Raw genomic sequence first — 16,264 nt, 5'->3', positions numbered from 1 at the left:
TCGGCGTGGTGCAAACTCGGCCGAGTTGGATCTGTGCCAGCCTTGTTGAACGACTGTGGGTCGAACTACTGGTAGGTGGCCTGGTCGGCACGGTTGGCGGCCAGGCGTTCTTCGTCCAGGTCAAGGCCGAGGCCGGGAGCCTCCGACAGCGTCAGCCATCCTTCCTTGTCTGCCAGTAGTGGGCTTGTCAGCGGGAAGTCGCGCTTTTCCGGTGTCCATTCCGGTGGGTCGAAGGGATACTCCAGATAGGGCGCGCCGGCCGGGCCGACAGCACCGGCGGTCAGGTGCAGGTTGGCAATGACGCCGATGCCGTTGCCCCAGGTATGTGGCGTGAACAGCTTGCCGGCGTCGACGATCTGACGGGCCAGGCGCGCCAACCCCAGCATGCCCACCGAGCAGACGGCGTCGGGCTGATAGACATCGAGGCATCCCTGACGCAGCATTTCAGTGAACTCGTAGGGTTCTCGTGTCATTTCGCCACCGGCGATGTGCAGCGAGGTCGCCTCGTTCAGTCTGGCCATACCCTCGTAGTCGCCGCGGTACAGAGGTTCCTCCATCCAGTAGACGCCCTGGTTCTCGAGCTCCCGGGCCACTTCCAGCGCCTGGGAAAACTGCCAGGGTGCCTTGACGTCCCAGGGCATGCGCCATCCCTGGTTGCAGTCGACCATCAGCTCCAGTGCATCGCCGACGGCACTGCGAACGGCGCCGAGCACGGCCAGATCCTCTTCCAGACGGGGACGCCCGAAGCGTAGCTTCAAGGCAGCAATGCCTGACGCCTTCACTTGTTCTGCCAGAGCGACCACCTCGTCGAGGGGACGATGGGTGCCGCTCGAGGCGTAGGCACGCAAACGGTTCGAGACACCGCCCATAAGGCGCCAGACCGGGGTCTCGAGGATCTTGCCGGCGAGGTCCCACAGGGCGACCTCCAGGGGCCAGCAGCGGCCAGCGTGGAAGCCGATGTTATCGATCACGCCAGCGTGGCGCTCCAGATCGAGTGGATCCTCGCCGATGAACAGATGACGAAAGTCATCGAAGCCGTACATCACATCCCCGGAGCCGATCCCTTCGCGTCCTTCGCTGTCGATCACCCGCACCAGGGTCGCCGGGAAACGACGGCGCGGTTGGCTGTCCCAGGCTGCGGGAAAGGGGGGATCAAGCTCGAACTGGTGATGGCTGATCTCGATGCGTGCAATTCGACACGCCTGGCCGGGGGCGGTGAAGAGCGGGGGCTGCATATCGTTGAGTCGCGGCGTCGTCATGCGAGTGCCTCCTGCGCTTCGGCGGACGAACCCTGCTGCAGACGCTGCCGGCGACGCTGGAAGCTGGTAACGGTGAGTTCCGCCAGGGTCTGCCAGTCATCACCTTCGGGTCGGCGTGCCGCGTTGTTGGCCATCGGTGCGTTGGCCTCGTCGCGCATCTCCTCGGCCAATCGCGAGGCGTCCATCTCGACGCCGGTAAACGGCGCGAGTGCCAGGTCGAAGGCACTGGCGTCGGCGAGTTCGCGGATCAGCGCCGGCAACTCCTCGGCACCGCTGCCAGGCAGCAGCGCATGGGCGCTGGGGGCGAAGATGGCTTCATGCCCGGTGACCGACCAGCCAAGCGTCGCCTCGACGGCGATCGCCACCGCCACTCCGTGGGGCAGATGGTAGAGGCTGCCCAGGGCATGACCGATGTTGTGGGCGATGCCGGTGCCGCCGTTGTCGATGGCCATGCCGGCGAGGCAGGCGGCTTCCTGAAGCTGTTGGCGAGCCTGGAGGTTGTGCGGGTCATGCACCGCCTCGGGCAACGAGGCACCAATCAGGCGAATGGCGGCCAGTGCCTGGCTTTCGATCAGCCGGTTGCGATTGCGGCCGGTGGTCGCCTCCAGGGCGTGGACGAAGGCGTCCAGGCCCGTCGCCGCGGTCAGCGGGGCAGGCAGCGAGCAAGTGAGTCGCGGGTCGAGCAGCACGGCATCGGGCAGCAGCTCGTCACCCCAGGCCCACATCTTGCGTCCGGTGTCGTCGGCCAGTATCGAGGTGCGGGTGACTTCACTCCCGGTTCCGGAGGTGGTGGGGACCATCACCGCCGGTGCCCTGCCACACCACGGGCTGCGGCCCAGCAGATACTGATCCATTTGTCCGGGGCTTCCCGCCAGAGCCGCCACCAGCTTGGCGATGTCCAGTGCGGTGCCGCCGCCGATGCCGATCACCAGCGGAGCGTCGAGCTCGCGGACCACCCGAGCCGCCTGGTCGACGGTCGCCACGGTAGGCTCGCCAGGAGGAGCGACGAAGCGGCTAAGCGCTGCATCCTGCTCCAGTTCGGCCACAAAGGGGGCGAGCACACCGCTGGCCTCGAGTCCGGCGTCGGTAATCAGCAGGTAGCGCTTGGCTGCGTGCTGTCGACGCAGTTCCGGGAGGCGAGATAGGCAGCCGGGGCCTGCGAAGACGGGAGCCTGGCGGCCGTTTGCGTAGTCCTGTCGCATGCTGGGCTCCTCAGATCTCGATCCAGGTGGTCTTGAGTTCGGTGTACTTGTCGAAGGCGTGAAGCGACTTGTCGCGGCCCTGTCCCGACTGCTTGAAGCCGCCGAAGGGCGCGTTGATGGAGGTGTGGTCATAGCAGTTGACCCACACGGTACCGGCGCGCAAGGCCTTGGCGGCGCGATGGCCGTCGCTCAATTTGTCGGTCCAGATAGCGGCGCCCAGACCATAGTCGGTGTCATTGGCAATGGTGATGGCTTCATCGAGTGAATCCACGGTGAGCACCACCAGTACGGGACCAAAGATCTCCTCGCGGGCCACACGCATATCGTTGCTGACGTCATCCAGCACCGCCGGTGTCAGGTAGTAGCCGCCGCTGTCACGGTGAACCCGTTCACCACCGAAGCGTAGCCGCGCGCCTTCCCGCTGGCCCTCGGCCAGGTAGTGCTGGACCTTTTCCAGCTGGGGCTGCTCGATCATGGCGCCGATCTGATTGGCGGGGTCGAGGGGATCGCCGGGTGCCAGCTTGTCGGCCCAGCTTTCCAGTCGTTCCAGCAGGGCTTCCTTGACCTCGCGGTCGACGATCAGTCGCGTGCCGGCGTGGCAGGTCTGGCCCTGGTTGTACCAGACGCCGTAGGCGACATACATCGCGATCTTGTCCAGATCCTCGACGTCACGAGTGACGATATGTGGGCTCTTGCCGCCGCACTCCAGGCCGACTCGCTTCATGTTGGATTCCGCCGAGTAGGCCAGAAACCGCTTGCCGATCTCGGTGGATCCGGTGAAGCCAACCGCATCGACGTCCATGTGGCGCCCCAGGGCTTCACCGGCCTCGTGGCCGAGTCCGGTGACGACCTGGAAGGCACCGTCGGGAATACCCGCCTCGGCGGCCAGCGCTGCAACCTTCAACGTCGCCAGGCTGGACTGCTCGGCGGGCTTCAGGATCAGGGAATTGCCTGCACCCAGCGCCGGGCCGATCTTCCAGCCGGCGATGATCAAGGGGTAGTTCCAGGGCACTACCGCCGCGACCACGCCCACCGGCTCCCGGTCGATCATGCACACGCTGGAAGGTCCATTCGGGGCGGTCTCGCCGTAGAGCTTGTCGAGGGCCTCGGCGTAGTAGCGCAGACCACCGATCAGCCCAGGGATATCGACGCTGGTGGTCTGAGAGATGGGTTTGCCGGTCTCGAGGGTCTCGAGCAGTGCAATTTCGTCGGTGTGTTGCTCGATCAATTGCGCCCAGCGCAGCAGATAAGCCTTGCGCTCGGTGGGTGGCAGGTCGCGCCAGGTCCCCGCATTGAAGGTGTCACGGGCAATCGTGACGGCACGATCGACGTCTTCTGCCTGGCAGGCGGCGACGGCGACGAGGGATTCGCCGGTGGCGGGATTCTCGGCGGTGAAGGTCGCCCCACCGGCCGCGTCACAGAACTGACCGCCCAGGTAGGCCTGGTGCGGCAGGCTCAGGCTACTGGCCAGTTGCTGCCAGTCGGTCAACGAGCGCTCTGTCATCGTGTGAATCTCCCGAGGTCATGAACTGTAGTCGGCATCCTAGGCAGCAGCAGACGCTGCAACAAACGACCATTTTGCAGTCGCACCATTCGTAAAAGTCATGAAGATCGGGGTATTCTTCGATGTTTTGTGCAGAATTGATGATTCGTCACGAGTTTTTCTAAGGGGAGCCCATGCAGCGTTCACTACCACCACTCAACGCCCTCAAGGCCTTCGAGGCCGCCGCCCAGTGTCTGAGCTTTACCCAGGCAGCGACCCGCCTGTGTGTGACCCAGAGCGCCGTGAGCCGCCAGGTCAAGCTGCTCGAGGAGCAGCTCGGAGTGGCGCTGTTCGACCGAAGTGGCGGGCAATTGCGGTTGACCGCTGCAGGCAATCGGCTGCTGCCGGTACTCAGGCAGTCCTTTGATCGGATCGCCTGGACCGTCGGTGCGCTGGAGGACCAGCAGCAGTTATCCCACTTGAGGATCAATGTGCCGCCGACCTTTGCCAGTCGCTGGCTGGTGCCGCGGCTCGGTCGGCTGCACGCGCTGCACCCCTCGCTGGACCTGTCGATCACCACCCGATTCGAAGATGATCTGTTGAATCATGCCGAGATGGACGGCGTGATTCGCTTCGGCGCCGGCGAATGGCCGGAGCTCGACGCCGAGCTGCTGATGCAGGAATCCCATGTGGCGGTGTGTGCCCCGCAGTTGCTGGAGGGGCGGCGAGGGCGTGAGGTGGATCTGACTCGTCATACCCTGCTGCATGTACTTCGAGACGATGACCGTTTCCAGACCTGGCAGCACTGGCTGCGAGCGGCAGGCATCGAAGGCGTCGAGACAGATGGGGGGCTGGCCTTCGACGTCCTCGAGCTCGCCATCCAGGCGGCCATCAATGGCATCGGGGTGGCGGTGGCCGATCGCCACATGATCGGCCGTGAATTGATGCGCGGGGATCTGGTGCAACTGCTGGACGTCGAGGTCACCGGCCATCAGTCCTACTGGCTGGTGACGCGTCAAGAGCAGCAGGATTCCACCAACATGGCGCTGTTTCGTCGCTGGCTGCGCCAGGAGATCAGCGATCCACCTGCGTGAGTGTGGCGTCGATGCTCACTGGAAACGCGCCAATTCGCTTCAGCCGATCGTTGTGTCAGAGGTCAGCAGTTCACGGATCAGCATGATCAGTTCGTCCCCTGCGGGGTGCTGGAAGCTTGGCGAACGATGGAGCTCGAGCTCGGCCGGTGGCAGCGGCGGGAGGCCATCGGTGTCGCCGAGTATGCGCCAATCATCGGGTAGGGTGCGGCGATCAGCGACGGTCACTGCGTCGCGCTGGTTCACCGCCATGCGCAGGCCGGTGGGGCTCTGGCTGGTGTAGTGCAGCGACCACTGGCGACCTTGGCGCGTCAGGCTGTCGAGGGCGCGTTGCCGGTAGGGGCAGTGGTCGGGGAACAGCGCCAGCGGTAGCGCTGCCTGAGGGTCGTGATCGAAGTCGCGATGGGCGGCCCACACTAGGGATTCGGCGGCCAGGATGTCCCCATTGCCATGATTGGCGTGACGCACCGTGAGCGCCAGGTCGAGTTCGCCGGCCTCGAGTGCCTCGATCAGCTCGCTCGACATGCGGCAGTGGATATGCGGGCGAATACGAGGATGGCGCTGAGCGAAGCGATCCAGCAGTCGCGGCAGCCAGATCTCGGCGTAGTTTTCAGGCAGTCCGAAACGAATCACCCCGTCGCGATCCCCATGACCGAGAGCGCTGATGGCTTCGCGCTGCAACTGCAGCAGGCGGCGCGCGTAGACCAGAAAGATCTCGCCATCCTCGGTCAGGCTGAGTTGACGGCTGGTGCGATATACCAGCGGACTGCCTACGCGCTCTTCCAGGGTGCGAATGCGCTGGCTGATGGTCGATTGCGTCTTGTGCAACTGCCGGGCGGCCGCCGTGAATCCCCCATTCTCGATCACCGCCACGAAGGCGCTGAGCAGTTCGGTGTCCAGGATCGGCAGGCTATGCCCATCGGTTTTGTCGATGGAATGCATCGGAACGAATCGTTTCCTCGATGATTGAAGTTTCCCCACTATGCCGCTGAACCCAAGACGAGACCAGCGTCGACTGGTCGTCCCTTCCCCGGCTCACCGAGGAGAACCCTGATGCTTACTGCACAGCAACTGGCCGATGCCGAACGCCATGACCTGACAGACCTGGTCGATAGCGAACGCTATCCTCTCGATCGTCCTGATGATCCTGTCCTGCTGTCGGCCATCGCCACGGCCCGCAAGGACCTTGATCGCGAGGGCTGTGCGGTGCTTCGCGGTTTCCTGCGCCAGGACCGACTGGCGCAGATGCGCGAGGAGTGCCATGAACTGGCGCAGAAGAGCTTCTACAACAGCCGTGAGGTGAACGCCTACTTTACCGCTGACGATCCCGAGTTGCCTGAGCAGGATCCTCGCCGGCTGTTCATGACCCGCACCAGCGGTTTCGTGACCCGCGACATGATCACGGCGGATCGCATCATGCAGCGCATGTACGTTTCGCCAGGCATGAAGTCGCTGGTCGCCCGCTGCCTTGGCGAGGACAAGGTGTATGAGTATGCCGATCCCTATGCCGGGCTGGTGCTCAACGTGCTGCCCGACGGCACCCAGCAGCCATGGCACTACGACACCAATGAATTCATCGTCACCATGATGACCCAGGCGCCAGAAGAAGGCGGCAGCTTCGAGTACTGCCCGGACATCCGTACGCCCCAGGAGGAGAACTACGAGGGAGTCGGCGCGGTGATTCGCGGCGAAACACGTGAAGGCGTGCGTCGCCTGGACCTGCAACCCGGTGATCTTCAGCTGTTCAAGGGGCGCTTCAGCCTGCATCGCGTGACTCGTGTGGAGGGTGACACGCCGCGACTGACGGCGATCTTTGCGTATTCCAAGACGCCTGGCGTGGTCGGTCGTCTCGAGCGCACCCGCCAGCTGTATGGCCGGGTGTCCGAGCTGCATATCCAGGCCGAACAGGATCGGGCCGAACGCGCCGATGGCCTGCTCGACTGAGCCCCTTCGCCATTCAATCCCAGGGAGCAACGCTGATGAATATGGATCTGGACGCAATGGGCATCCTGCCCCCGACCCATCGCCCCGAAGACTGTGAACCGACGCAGCAGGAGATCCCGCAGATCCTGCTTGACCGGCTTGCTCGCGTACGGGCTCAGCTCAAGTCGCGCGACATTTCAGCCGCGGTACTGTTTGACCCGGCCCATGTGCGCTATGCCACCGGTTCCAGAAACATGCAGGTCTACAGCTCGCGCAACCCGGCGCGCTATGCCTTCGTGCCCGCCGAGGGGCCGGTAGTGTTGTTCGAGTTTTCCGGGTGCGAGCATCTGGCCTCTCATCTGCCGACGATCGACGAGATCCGTCCGGCGAAGGCGATCTCGTACTACTTCAACGAGCGTAATACCCACGCGGTCACCGAGGCCTGGGCCGATGAAATCGACGACCTGATTCAGCGCCAGTGCGGCGGTGGCGGCAAGGTGGCACTGGAGAGCGCGACCTCCCAGGCGGCGTTTGCGCTGAAGGAGCGTGGTTACCGGGTGCTGGATGCCCAGGAGCCACTCGAGCAGGCCCGTGCCTACAAGGTGCCCAATGAGATCAAGATGATCCGCTCGTCGTTGCGTGCTGTGGAGGAGGGCGTGCGTCAACTTGAGGCCAGCATTCGGCCCGGCGTGACCGAGAACGAAGCCTGGTCGAAGCTGCACCAGCATATCGTCGCGACCGATGCGGATTTTATCGAGACGCGTCTGATGAACTCCGGGCCGAGAACCAACCCCTGGTTTCAGGAGTGTTCCGACCGCCGTATCCAGTCAGGAGAGCTGGTAGCGCTGGATACCGATGTGGTCGGACGCTACGGCTACTACGCCGACTTTTCGCGCACCTTCCTGTGCGGGCGTGATGCCCCATCTCAGACGCAGAAAGATCTGTATCGCATGGCGTACGACCAGATTCAGACCAACATGGCTAATCTCAAGCCTGGGGTGAGCTTCAAGGAATACGCCGAGCGTGCCTGGGAGATTCCTCCCGCCTACAAGTCTCGCCGCTACTTTGCCCTGGCTCACGGGGTCGGCATGAATGGCGAGTATCCCTACATCGTGCACCGCGAGGACATCGACGATAAGGGCTACGACGGCGTTATCGAACCCGGCATGACCCTGTGTGTCGAGAGCTTCATCGGTCATGAAGCTGGGGGCGAAGGGGTGAAGCTCGAAGAACAGCTATACGTCCGCGAAGACGGCCAGGTGGAGCTGCTGTCGGACTATCCATTCGATGCCCGTCTGCTGGGCTGACGATCCCCAGGATGCGCCACCGATCGTGGGTGGCGCATTCCGTTAACTCATGCAAGGTATGAGAAATGCGTCGGCTTGATCAGCATCGTCTCATGCTAGGCTTTTCCACTTGCCTTGCCGACAATCAGAAGAAGGAGTTTTCATGAAGAAATTTTCCGTAACTCTGCTGGCGCTGGGTGTCATGTCTGCTGGCAATGTGTCCGTTGCCGACGACAAGTCACTGACCATCGGCACCAACAATTGGGCCGAAAACATCGCCGTTGCCAATATGTGGAAGATTCTCCTCGAGGAGGAGCATGACTATGACATCGAGCTGTCGGATGTCGGCAAGAGTGTGCTCTACAGTGGTCTTGCCAGTGGCGACTTCGACCTTTCACTCGAGATCTGGTTGCCGACCACCGATGCGCCCTTTCTGGAACCATACCGCGATCGCATCGACGTCCACGATGTCTGGTATCGCGGGACTGGCCTGGGGCTGGTGGTCCCAAGCTACGCCGATATCGACAGCATTGCCGAGCTGAAGGAACAGGCTGAGCGTTACGAGTATCAGGGCGGCCCCTCAATTCTTGGCATCGATTCGGGGTCTGCCATTGCGGGCCTGACCGACGACGTGATCAGCGCCTATGATTTGCCCTTTGACCAGATCAATAGCTCTGGACCGGCGATGATGGCGGCGCTTGATGGTGCCTACAGCCGCGAAGAGCCGATGGTGGTGACGCTGTGGAGTCCTCACTGGGCCTTCGCCGAGTACGACCTCAAGTACCTCGAGGATCCCAAGGGGATCTATGGTGACAACGAGGACATCTACTGGATGGCACGCCCCGGTCTGGACGAGGATGATCCCTGGCTGACATCGGTGCTCAATGCCTGGCATATGGATGATGATAGCCTTGGAACGCTGATGGCTCGGATAGAGGAAACAGGGGATCCCGAAGAGGGTGCCCGGGACTGGATCAACGACAATCGTGATCTGGTCGATAGCTGGATCGACGACGCCTCCGGCTAGCCCATTGCCTTGAAGGGCCGTGCGCAACCGGCCGTACCCGAAGACGCGATGGGAGAAAAGGCGACGTCGCCGGCCCGCTTCGCTATCGTCGTCCCTGGGTGGTACGGCCATCTGTGGTCATGAAGTCGACCGACTTTTCTGTTTGAAGAACGTTTTCAAACGACCAGGGTTCCATCTCGTCACCATGACAATGGTGGAGGTGGAGCCCCACCAGGGAGGTGCCATTGAGGCTAGTGCGACGTCCCTACCGCTTGGCCAGTATTCCCCCTTCGTTTACGCCTGAGCTCTGCGCTAAAGCCCTTCATCAAACCCCTCACCAAAGCCGCTTTCCCGGGAGTCGGGCTAGAGCGGTCGCCCATCCAGTGAATGTTCCATGATCGCAAGCGTCAGTGTGAAGTGATGCTGGGCGACGCTGAAGGCGTCGTCTGCGCGTCGTTCGAGGATGGCCTGGACCAGTTCACGATGTTCCCGTCTTGCCCTTGGCAATGATTCGGCGGGGTAGGGTTCAGAGCCGAATCCCAGGGTGGCTCGCGCCGTCAGTTGGCGTGACTGCGCGACCAGATGGTGATTGTCGGCCATCTGCATGATGCAGTCGTGAAGGCGCTCATCGAGTTGGCGGGCGACGGAGGCGTCGTCGGTGTCGCAGAAGCGGTCCAGCAGCGCCTGCAACGTTTTGGCCTGGGCCTCGTCGTGACGCTCGGCGGCGGTTCTGGCCACCAGCCCCTCCACCAGACAGCGATAGTCGAAGAAGTCCCTGAGCTGGGGCAGCTCCTGTCCGAGGATACGCTGGGCGGTGTTGGGCGAGGCCTCGTCGACCCGTTTGAAGGTGACAAAGGTACCGCCATCACGACCACGGCGGGATTCGATCAGGCCAAGCTCGCCCACGATCTTCAAGGCGCCGCGGACGGTGACGCGACTGACCCCCTGGCGCTCCGCCAGGTCGCGCTCCGGCGGCAGGCGATCCCCGGGGGAGTAAGCGCCAATGGCGATCGCCGTCACGATCCGGTCCGCCAGCTCCTGGGTGGCCGAGCGGGCGCCGCCGGCGCCTGGCAGGTCGGTTCGAGACGGTTCAATCATAGGGTTCTCTCCAAAAGGTATTGTCACAATACCTTTAAGTGTGATTTTCTAAAAATGAAGCGGCCAACGTCGCTGTGTCCGGCGCACTGTCGCAGGTCGCGAACCGCGTCCGGGTCTGCTGGCGGGTTCGAGTATACACGGCGCCGTCAGATTCTTGACCGGCCAAGGGAATGCACAGCAAGAGGCCGCCCAGTGTCGCCACGCAGGCAGCCTCGACCCGGTGGACGTCTTCGACCGCTCGATGGCGGGAGATCCCCGCCTTGCCAACTAGAACAAGAGGAAATCACCGATGAGTGACAATACCCTGGAGAGTCTGGGCTACACCCAGGAACTCTCACGAACGCTCAAGCTGAGAGATCTGGTGATCTACGGCCTGATCTTCATCGTGCCGATCGCTCCCTTCGGTATCTTCGGCCACGTCATGAGCGCCAGCGGTGGCATGATCGTCACCGCCTATGTCATCGGACTGGTGGGGATGCTGTTTACCGCCATCTGCTACTCCCAGATGGCCAAGGAATTCCCGGTAGCAGGCTCGGTGTACTCCTACGTGTCCCGCGGGGCGGGCAGCTTTGCCGGCTTCGTCGCGGGCTGGATCATGCTGCTGGACTACATCCTGATTCCGGCGCTGTTGTACGTGGTGGGGGCGCTGGCGATTCACGACATCTTCCCGTCGCTGTCACCGATCCTGCTGGTGGTGGCCTTCGTCGTATTCAACACCTACATCAATATTCGCGGCATCAGCTTTACCGCCGCCTTCAACCGCTGGATGCTGGTGGCCGAACTGCTGGTGCTGGCGGTGTTTCTGGTGGTGGGGGTGGTGGCCATCAGCAACAACGTCAACGGTGCCGTCTTCTCGATGGCCCCGGTCTACGATGCCGATGACTTCTCGCTGGGGCTGATCATCTCTGCGGTGCCGATCGCGGTGCTCAGTTTTCTGGGTTTCGATGGCATCTCCACCCTGGCGGAAGAGGCCAAGGGCGGTGGCAAGGCGGTCAGCAAGGCGATCTTCCTGGTGCTGTTGATCATCGGTGGCCTGTTCATCGCCCAGACCTGGGTGGCGGCGCTGATCCAGCCCGATCCCGCCTCGTTCAACAATCTCGACACCGCCTTCTATGAAACCGCACGTATCGCCGGGGGCGGCTGGCTGGCGGTGCTGACCGCCGCGACCACCGCTATCGCCTGGGGCGTCGCTGACTCCCTGGTGGCCCAGATCGCGACCGCGCGAATCCTCTACAGCATGGGCCGTGATCGGCTGCTGCCGGCGCCGCTGGCTCGCGTTCACCCGCGCTTCAAGACGCCCTACGTCAGTGCGCTGCTGGTCGGTGCCGTGTCCATCGTCGCGGGGATCGCTTTCATGCAGCAGCTGGCGTTGTTGACCTCCATCGTGACAATCGGCGCCCTGACCGCCTTCATCATTCTGAACATCACCACGCTCTACTACTTCGTGTTCAAGAAGAAGGCAGCCAATCCTTTCCTGCATATCCTGTGTCCGCTGCTTGGCCTGGCCGTGGTCGGCTACATCTGGAGCGGGTTCGAGTCCTATACCGTGCTGATCGGGCTGGCATGGGCGGTTGTCGGTGTCGGCGTCTACGCCTTTGCCAAGCGCGGTGGACGTGCCGTGCAGATAGAAATCTAAGGCTTGCCTGAAAAGTGCCTGCGCTCGTCGATGTTGAGAACAGCGCCCAGGGCCAATTGAAAACACTCGAGGCGTCGGTCGGCGGAGACGACCGGCGCCTCGAGGTGGAGACACAAGAATGAAGATCAAGACGATACACGACGTTCATCACTGTTTTGACCACGCCCTCGAGCCGCAGGAAACGATCAGTTCCGGTGATACTCGGCGCTTCGATATTCTCGATGCCAGCGGTGGCTTGATTACCCGACACAGCCAGGCCGACGCGCTGACCCGGCTGCCGGCAGGGGAGCTCAATCCGGTGTGTGGCCCCCTCTATATGGAGGATGCCGAACCCGGCGATGTGATCGAGGTGGAGCTGGTCGACTTCGAACCGGGGCAGTGGGGCTGGACGGGGTTGATCCCGGGTTTCGGGCTGCTGGCCGACGATTTCACCTCGCCCTGGCTCAAGGTGTCGGAGTACGACAGCGAGTCGGTGTACTTCGACGAGGACATCGTGATTCCGTTTCGGCCCTTCGCCGGTACCATCGGGCTCGCGCCTGCCGAGCCGGGGCAGCACTCCATCGTGCCGCCGCGCATCTGCGGCGGCAATCTCGACATCCGTGACCTGGTAAAGGGAGCTCGGCTGTACCTGCCGGTGCAGGTCAAGGGAGGGCTTCTGAGCATCGGCGACACCCACGCCTGCCAGGGCGACGGTGAGGTCTGCGGAACCGCGGTAGAGACCCGCATGGCCGCCACGGCCACATTGCGTCTGCACAAGGCGGGCAATATTCCTGCGCCGATGTTCGACGTGCCGCCGGGAGCGTCGAGCGAGGAAGATGCGGGCTTTCTGGTCACCACCGGGGTGGGGCCGGACTTGATGCAGGGCGCCCGTGACGCGGTGCGCTTCATGATCGATCGGTTGCACCGTCAGGCCGGCATGGATGAGCAGCTGGCCTACGCGCTTTGCAGCGTGGCAGGGCGGCTACGGGTCAGCGAGATCGTCGATCAGCCCAACTGGGTGGTGTCCTTCTACATGCCTCGGTCGATCTTCCGCTCGAAGAGTCTTAGAGCCATCTAGGTGTATGATCCCGGGTTGAGCTGAACTGACCTTTCCGTTCGTCAGAACGTAGGGTCAGGCCCGCGGGCCTGACCAATAACGCCGGGTGTTGTGGCACCCGGCGTTGTCGTCATGACGTCACTTCGGCTCGCTCGGCGGCCACCTGCGCAAGGACTTCCTGGTAGTTCTCGACGCCCTGGGCGCCGGTGACCAGGTAGCGGCGGTTGAACACCATGGCGGGTACCCCGCTGATGCCCTGCTGTTGCCAGAAGGCCTGGCGCTGTCGCACCGATTCGCCGCGCTCGCCCGACTCGAGTATCGTCACTACTTCGGCGCGGTCATGGCCGAGACTCGCCGCTACATCGGCCAGCACGTCGATCCGGTGGAGGTCACGACGTTCGGTGAAGAAGGCGCTGAACAGGGCCTGCTTCATGCGGTGGCCTTCGTCAGGAGAGCGCTGCTCCGCCCAGTCGATCAACTGGTGGGCGCGGAAGGTATTCACCATGCGCATGTCATCGGTGTAGTTGAAGGTGAAGCCGAGGTCGGCGCCCATCTGGGTGAGCCGTTCCCGTGCGCTGCGCGAGTCCTCATCGCTGGTGCCGTACTTGGCGGCGATATGCTCGCGCAGGTTTTCGCCTTCCTCGCCCATCTGCGGATTGAGCTCGAAGGGGTGCCAGTGCACCTCGATGTCGATGCCGCTCTGGCGCGCCGCCTCGGCGAGCTGGCGGTAGCCGATGATGCACCAGGGACAGACGACGTCGGAGACGATGTCGACGGTGATGGTGGTGTCGCTGTCGTGGCTATCTGGGGATGTGGGCATGTCGGCCTCTACTCCTGAAGAAAGGTGTCCCGGGTTGGTCGTTAGCAGGGCAACCAACCTTACAGGCCCCGGGACACGATCAACAGACAAGCCTCAGATGAGGCGATCCCACAGCCCATCCTGATACTCCCTGGCACTGGCCTCGAAGCTGTCCGGGTAGACATTGCGGAAGCGGTGCTCGTCCAGCGGGATCAGTCGTGCCATCTCGTCGATCATCGCCGCCGGGTCCTGCTGCAGGTCGTCCCCGGCAAACTGCTGCTGCACCGAGCGAATCGGTTTTTCAGGGGTGAAGCAGGCGTCGGGGTCGTACCACTGGTCCAGGGTGTTGTACATGCGGTCGTTGAAGCCGGTGCGGAAGGGGCCGGGGTTGATGGTGGCCACCTTGACGCCCAGCGGGGCGAGCTCTTCGTAGAGCAGTTGCGCCATGCCTTCGAGGGCGTGCTTCGAGGCGACGTAGGGACCGAGATAGGGGAAGGTGGTGAAGCCGGCGATGGAGGAGGTCAGCACGATCTTGCCCTTGCCTCGCTCGACGAACTCGCGGGCGTAGGGCTGCACGAATTCCAGGGTCGAGAAGACGTTGGTCTCGAACACTCGGCGTACCCGGTCGACCGGGATCTCGGCCAGCGGGCCGGTCTCGCCGATGGCGGCGTTGGCCACCACGATATCGACCTGGTGTCCGTAGCTGGAAAACACCGCGTCGCGGTCGCGCTTGTCGGTGATATCGAGCTTTTCGACGGTGAGCGTCAGTTCCTGCTGCCGGGCCTTTTCCTTGAGCGAGGTGGCCTGGGGCCAGATCTCCGTGGTGGCGATGACCTTGTGTCCCGCCCTGGCCAGGGCCAGTGCCGTACCCTCGCCGAGTCCGCTGCCGGCGCCGGTGATCAGAATGGTCTTCATCATCGTGCTCCTGTCTGGGAAAAGGAACGGTCGTGGCACGCCTTGGCGTAGCGCCTGACAAGGCCTCTGGGTGCTTGCCTCTGGGCGTTTGACAATCCGGCACCCTAACGTGCCGCGATGGCGCTGCTCAACCATCGCGCCAGCATCGCGTCGGCATCCTGGCCCGTATCCTGGCCAGCATCGTGATCAGGGCGGCCGACCGTCGCCACCGCGAGTCCCAGCGTGCTGCCGAGGTCATGTCACGATGATGACGCTTCGGTGTCGGGGACCGTCGATCGACGATCCTTGTGCACTGCCCTTGCCTGCGAGTGTGGCCTGCGGTCCTGTCGACCCAGCGGGACCATCATCGGACGGCCGCTGACGGGATCGGCGAAGACGTGGCTGTCCAGTCCGAATACCTCCCTGACCATGGTGGTGGTCATCACCTCACTGGCTGGGCCGCTTGAGTAGACCTTGCCGGCGGCCATGGCGATCAACTCATCGGCATAGCGCGCGGCAAGGTTGAGCTCATGCAGCACCATGACGATGGTGGTGCCGCGCTGGCGGTTGAGGTCCTCGAGCAGATCGAGCACCTCGACCTGGTGATGGATATCGAGATAGGTGGTGGGTTCGTCGAGCAGCAGCACCTCGGTGCGCTGGGCCAGGGCCATGGCGATCCACACCCGCTGGCGCTGGCCGCCCGACAGTTCCTCCAGCACACGCTCGGCGAGGCCGGTGGTGTCGGTGGCTTCCAGCGCCTCGCTGACGGCGTCATCGTCTTCGCGGCTCCAGCGCTGAAACATGCCCTGGTGGGGGTGGCGGCCACGGCTGACCAGCTCCAGCACGGTGATGCCTTCAGGGGCGAGTGGCGCCTGAGGCAGCAGGCCCAGGCGCTGGGCCAGGCGCCTGGCGGGCAGCCGGTGCAGGTCGTGGCCGTCGAGCAATACCTGGCCGCGCTGCGGTGCCAGCAGGCGTGACAGTGAACGCAGCAGGGTCGACTTGCCGCAGGCGTTGGCGCCGACGATGGCGGTGATTCCCGCTGGCTTGACCTCCAGATCGATGTTGTCGAGGACCGCACGGTCACGGTAGCCGGCAGTCAGGCTTCGGGCACTGAGTCGGGTAGGCGTCATCAGGTGGATCCTCGGGCGTTGTCGCGCATGACGAGGGTGATCAGGTAGGGGGCGCCGATCACGCCGGTGACCACCCCCACGGGATAGCGGGCCGGCAGTAGATGCTGGCCGATAAAGTCACCCAGCAGCACGAACAGGGCGCCGACCAGGGCAGCGGGGATCAGCACCGAGCCATTGTGACGGATCAACCAGGCGGCGACCGGGCCGCTGAGGAAGGCGACGAAGGCGATCGGCCCGGTCACCGCGGTGGCAAAGGCGACCAGCCCCACCGCCGCGACCACGATGCCGAGGCGGGTGAGCGACAGCCTGACACCGAGCCCCCGGGCCATGTCATCGCCCAGGCGCATCGCCTCCAGGTCCCTGGCGAAGTGAAGTAGCTTGGGTGGACCTTGCTTGAGAGGACGTCGCTCGGGGGGACATG

15 protein-coding genes are annotated in these 16,264 nt (G+C 63.4%); 6 read left to right on the top strand and 9 right to left on the bottom strand.

Features of this window, described 5'->3' with window-relative positions; translation table 11 throughout:
* Positions 1-65: 65 nt before the first annotated feature.
* From KUW00_RS11605 to KUW00_RS11595, 3 genes are read right to left on the bottom strand one after another with little or no spacing between them, the layout of a single operon-like run.
* Positions 66-1,259 carry a mandelate racemase/muconate lactonizing enzyme family protein gene (locus tag KUW00_RS11605; protein WP_261392132.1) on the bottom strand — a complete coding sequence of 398 codons (1,194 nt, stop codon included), beginning with the start codon at positions 1,257-1,259 and terminating at the stop codon, positions 66-68.
* Positions 1,256-2,461: an iron-containing alcohol dehydrogenase gene (locus KUW00_RS11600; protein ID WP_045990946.1), complete on the bottom strand. Its 1,206-nt coding sequence runs from the start codon at positions 2,459-2,461 to the stop codon at positions 1,256-1,258. The genes KUW00_RS11605 and KUW00_RS11600 overlap by 4 nt, the downstream gene beginning before the upstream one ends.
* Positions 2,462-2,471: 10 nt before the next feature.
* Positions 2,472-3,965, bottom strand: coding sequence for an aldehyde dehydrogenase (locus KUW00_RS11595; protein ID WP_045990945.1), 1,494 nt, complete (start codon positions 3,963-3,965; stop codon positions 2,472-2,474).
* Between the two features lie 173 nt (positions 3,966-4,138).
* Between KUW00_RS11595 and gcvA the strand changes: the two genes are divergently transcribed.
* Complete coding sequence (gene gcvA, locus KUW00_RS11590) at positions 4,139-5,038, top strand: transcriptional regulator GcvA (RefSeq protein WP_045990944.1); 900 nt, start codon at positions 4,139-4,141, stop codon at positions 5,036-5,038.
* 39 nt (positions 5,039-5,077) lie between these two features.
* Here the strand turns inward: gcvA and KUW00_RS11585 are convergent, their stop codons facing one another.
* Positions 5,078-5,977, bottom strand: coding sequence for a LysR substrate-binding domain-containing protein (locus tag KUW00_RS11585; RefSeq protein ID WP_045990943.1), 900 nt, complete (start codon positions 5,975-5,977; stop codon positions 5,078-5,080).
* A 111-nt stretch (positions 5,978-6,088) separates the two neighbouring features.
* Between KUW00_RS11585 and KUW00_RS11580 the strand changes: the two genes are divergently transcribed.
* From KUW00_RS11580 to KUW00_RS11570, 3 genes are all read left to right on the top strand, one after another.
* Positions 6,089-6,979: a phytanoyl-CoA dioxygenase family protein gene (locus KUW00_RS11580; RefSeq protein WP_045990942.1), complete on the top strand. Its 891-nt coding sequence runs from the start codon at positions 6,089-6,091 to the stop codon at positions 6,977-6,979.
* A 35-nt stretch (positions 6,980-7,014) separates the two neighbouring features.
* Positions 7,015-8,265, top strand: coding sequence for a M24 family metallopeptidase (locus KUW00_RS11575; RefSeq protein ID WP_108131689.1), 1,251 nt, complete (start codon positions 7,015-7,017; stop codon positions 8,263-8,265).
* Between the two features lie 142 nt (positions 8,266-8,407).
* Positions 8,408-9,271, top strand: coding sequence for a glycine betaine ABC transporter substrate-binding protein (locus KUW00_RS11570; RefSeq protein ID WP_045990941.1), 864 nt, complete (start codon positions 8,408-8,410; stop codon positions 9,269-9,271).
* Positions 9,272-9,613: 342 nt separating this feature from the next.
* On the opposite strand, the gene KUW00_RS11565 is transcribed toward KUW00_RS11570, so the two are convergent.
* Positions 9,614-10,348 (bottom strand): FadR/GntR family transcriptional regulator, encoded by a 735-nt coding sequence (locus tag KUW00_RS11565; RefSeq protein ID WP_045990940.1) that lies wholly within the window; start codon positions 10,346-10,348, stop codon positions 9,614-9,616.
* Between the two features lie 289 nt (positions 10,349-10,637).
* On the opposite strand from KUW00_RS11565, the gene KUW00_RS11560 reads away from it, so the two are divergent.
* Positions 10,638-11,984: an APC family permease gene (locus KUW00_RS11560; protein WP_045990939.1), complete on the top strand. Its 1,347-nt coding sequence runs from the start codon at positions 10,638-10,640 to the stop codon at positions 11,982-11,984.
* A 118-nt stretch (positions 11,985-12,102) separates the two neighbouring features.
* The gene (locus KUW00_RS11555) at positions 12,103-13,041 is read left to right on the top strand and encodes an acetamidase/formamidase family protein (protein WP_045990938.1); all 939 of its coding nucleotides are present in this window, start codon (positions 12,103-12,105) and stop codon (positions 13,039-13,041) included.
* 109 nt (positions 13,042-13,150) lie between these two features.
* Here KUW00_RS11555 and KUW00_RS11550 read toward each other — a convergent pair whose 3' ends face one another.
* The 4 genes from KUW00_RS11550 to KUW00_RS11535 form a co-directional block, all read right to left on the bottom strand.
* Positions 13,151-13,840: a DsbA family protein gene (locus KUW00_RS11550; protein ID WP_213228358.1), complete on the bottom strand. Its 690-nt coding sequence runs from the start codon at positions 13,838-13,840 to the stop codon at positions 13,151-13,153.
* Positions 13,841-13,933: 93 nt separating this feature from the next.
* The gene (locus KUW00_RS11545; RefSeq protein WP_213228356.1) at positions 13,934-14,734 is read right to left on the bottom strand and encodes an SDR family oxidoreductase; all 801 of its coding nucleotides are present in this window, start codon (positions 14,732-14,734) and stop codon (positions 13,934-13,936) included.
* Positions 14,735-14,973: 239 nt separating this feature from the next.
* The gene (locus tag KUW00_RS11540) at positions 14,974-15,843 is read right to left on the bottom strand and encodes an ABC transporter ATP-binding protein (protein WP_213228354.1); all 870 of its coding nucleotides are present in this window, start codon (positions 15,841-15,843) and stop codon (positions 14,974-14,976) included.
* Positions 15,843-16,190 carry an iron chelate uptake ABC transporter family permease subunit gene (locus KUW00_RS11535; RefSeq protein ID WP_222569138.1) on the bottom strand — a complete coding sequence of 116 codons (348 nt, stop codon included), beginning with the start codon at positions 16,188-16,190 and terminating at the stop codon, positions 15,843-15,845. Before KUW00_RS11535 ends, KUW00_RS11540 begins: the two co-directional genes overlap by 1 nt.
* Between the last annotated feature and the right edge of the window lie 74 nt (positions 16,191-16,264).

Source organism: Halomonas sp. DP5N14-9, from assembly GCF_019802175.1.
Lineage (GTDB): Bacteria > Pseudomonadota > Gammaproteobacteria > Pseudomonadales > Halomonadaceae > Halomonas > Halomonas litopenaei.
This window is presented reverse-complemented; position numbering and strand designations above follow the sequence as displayed.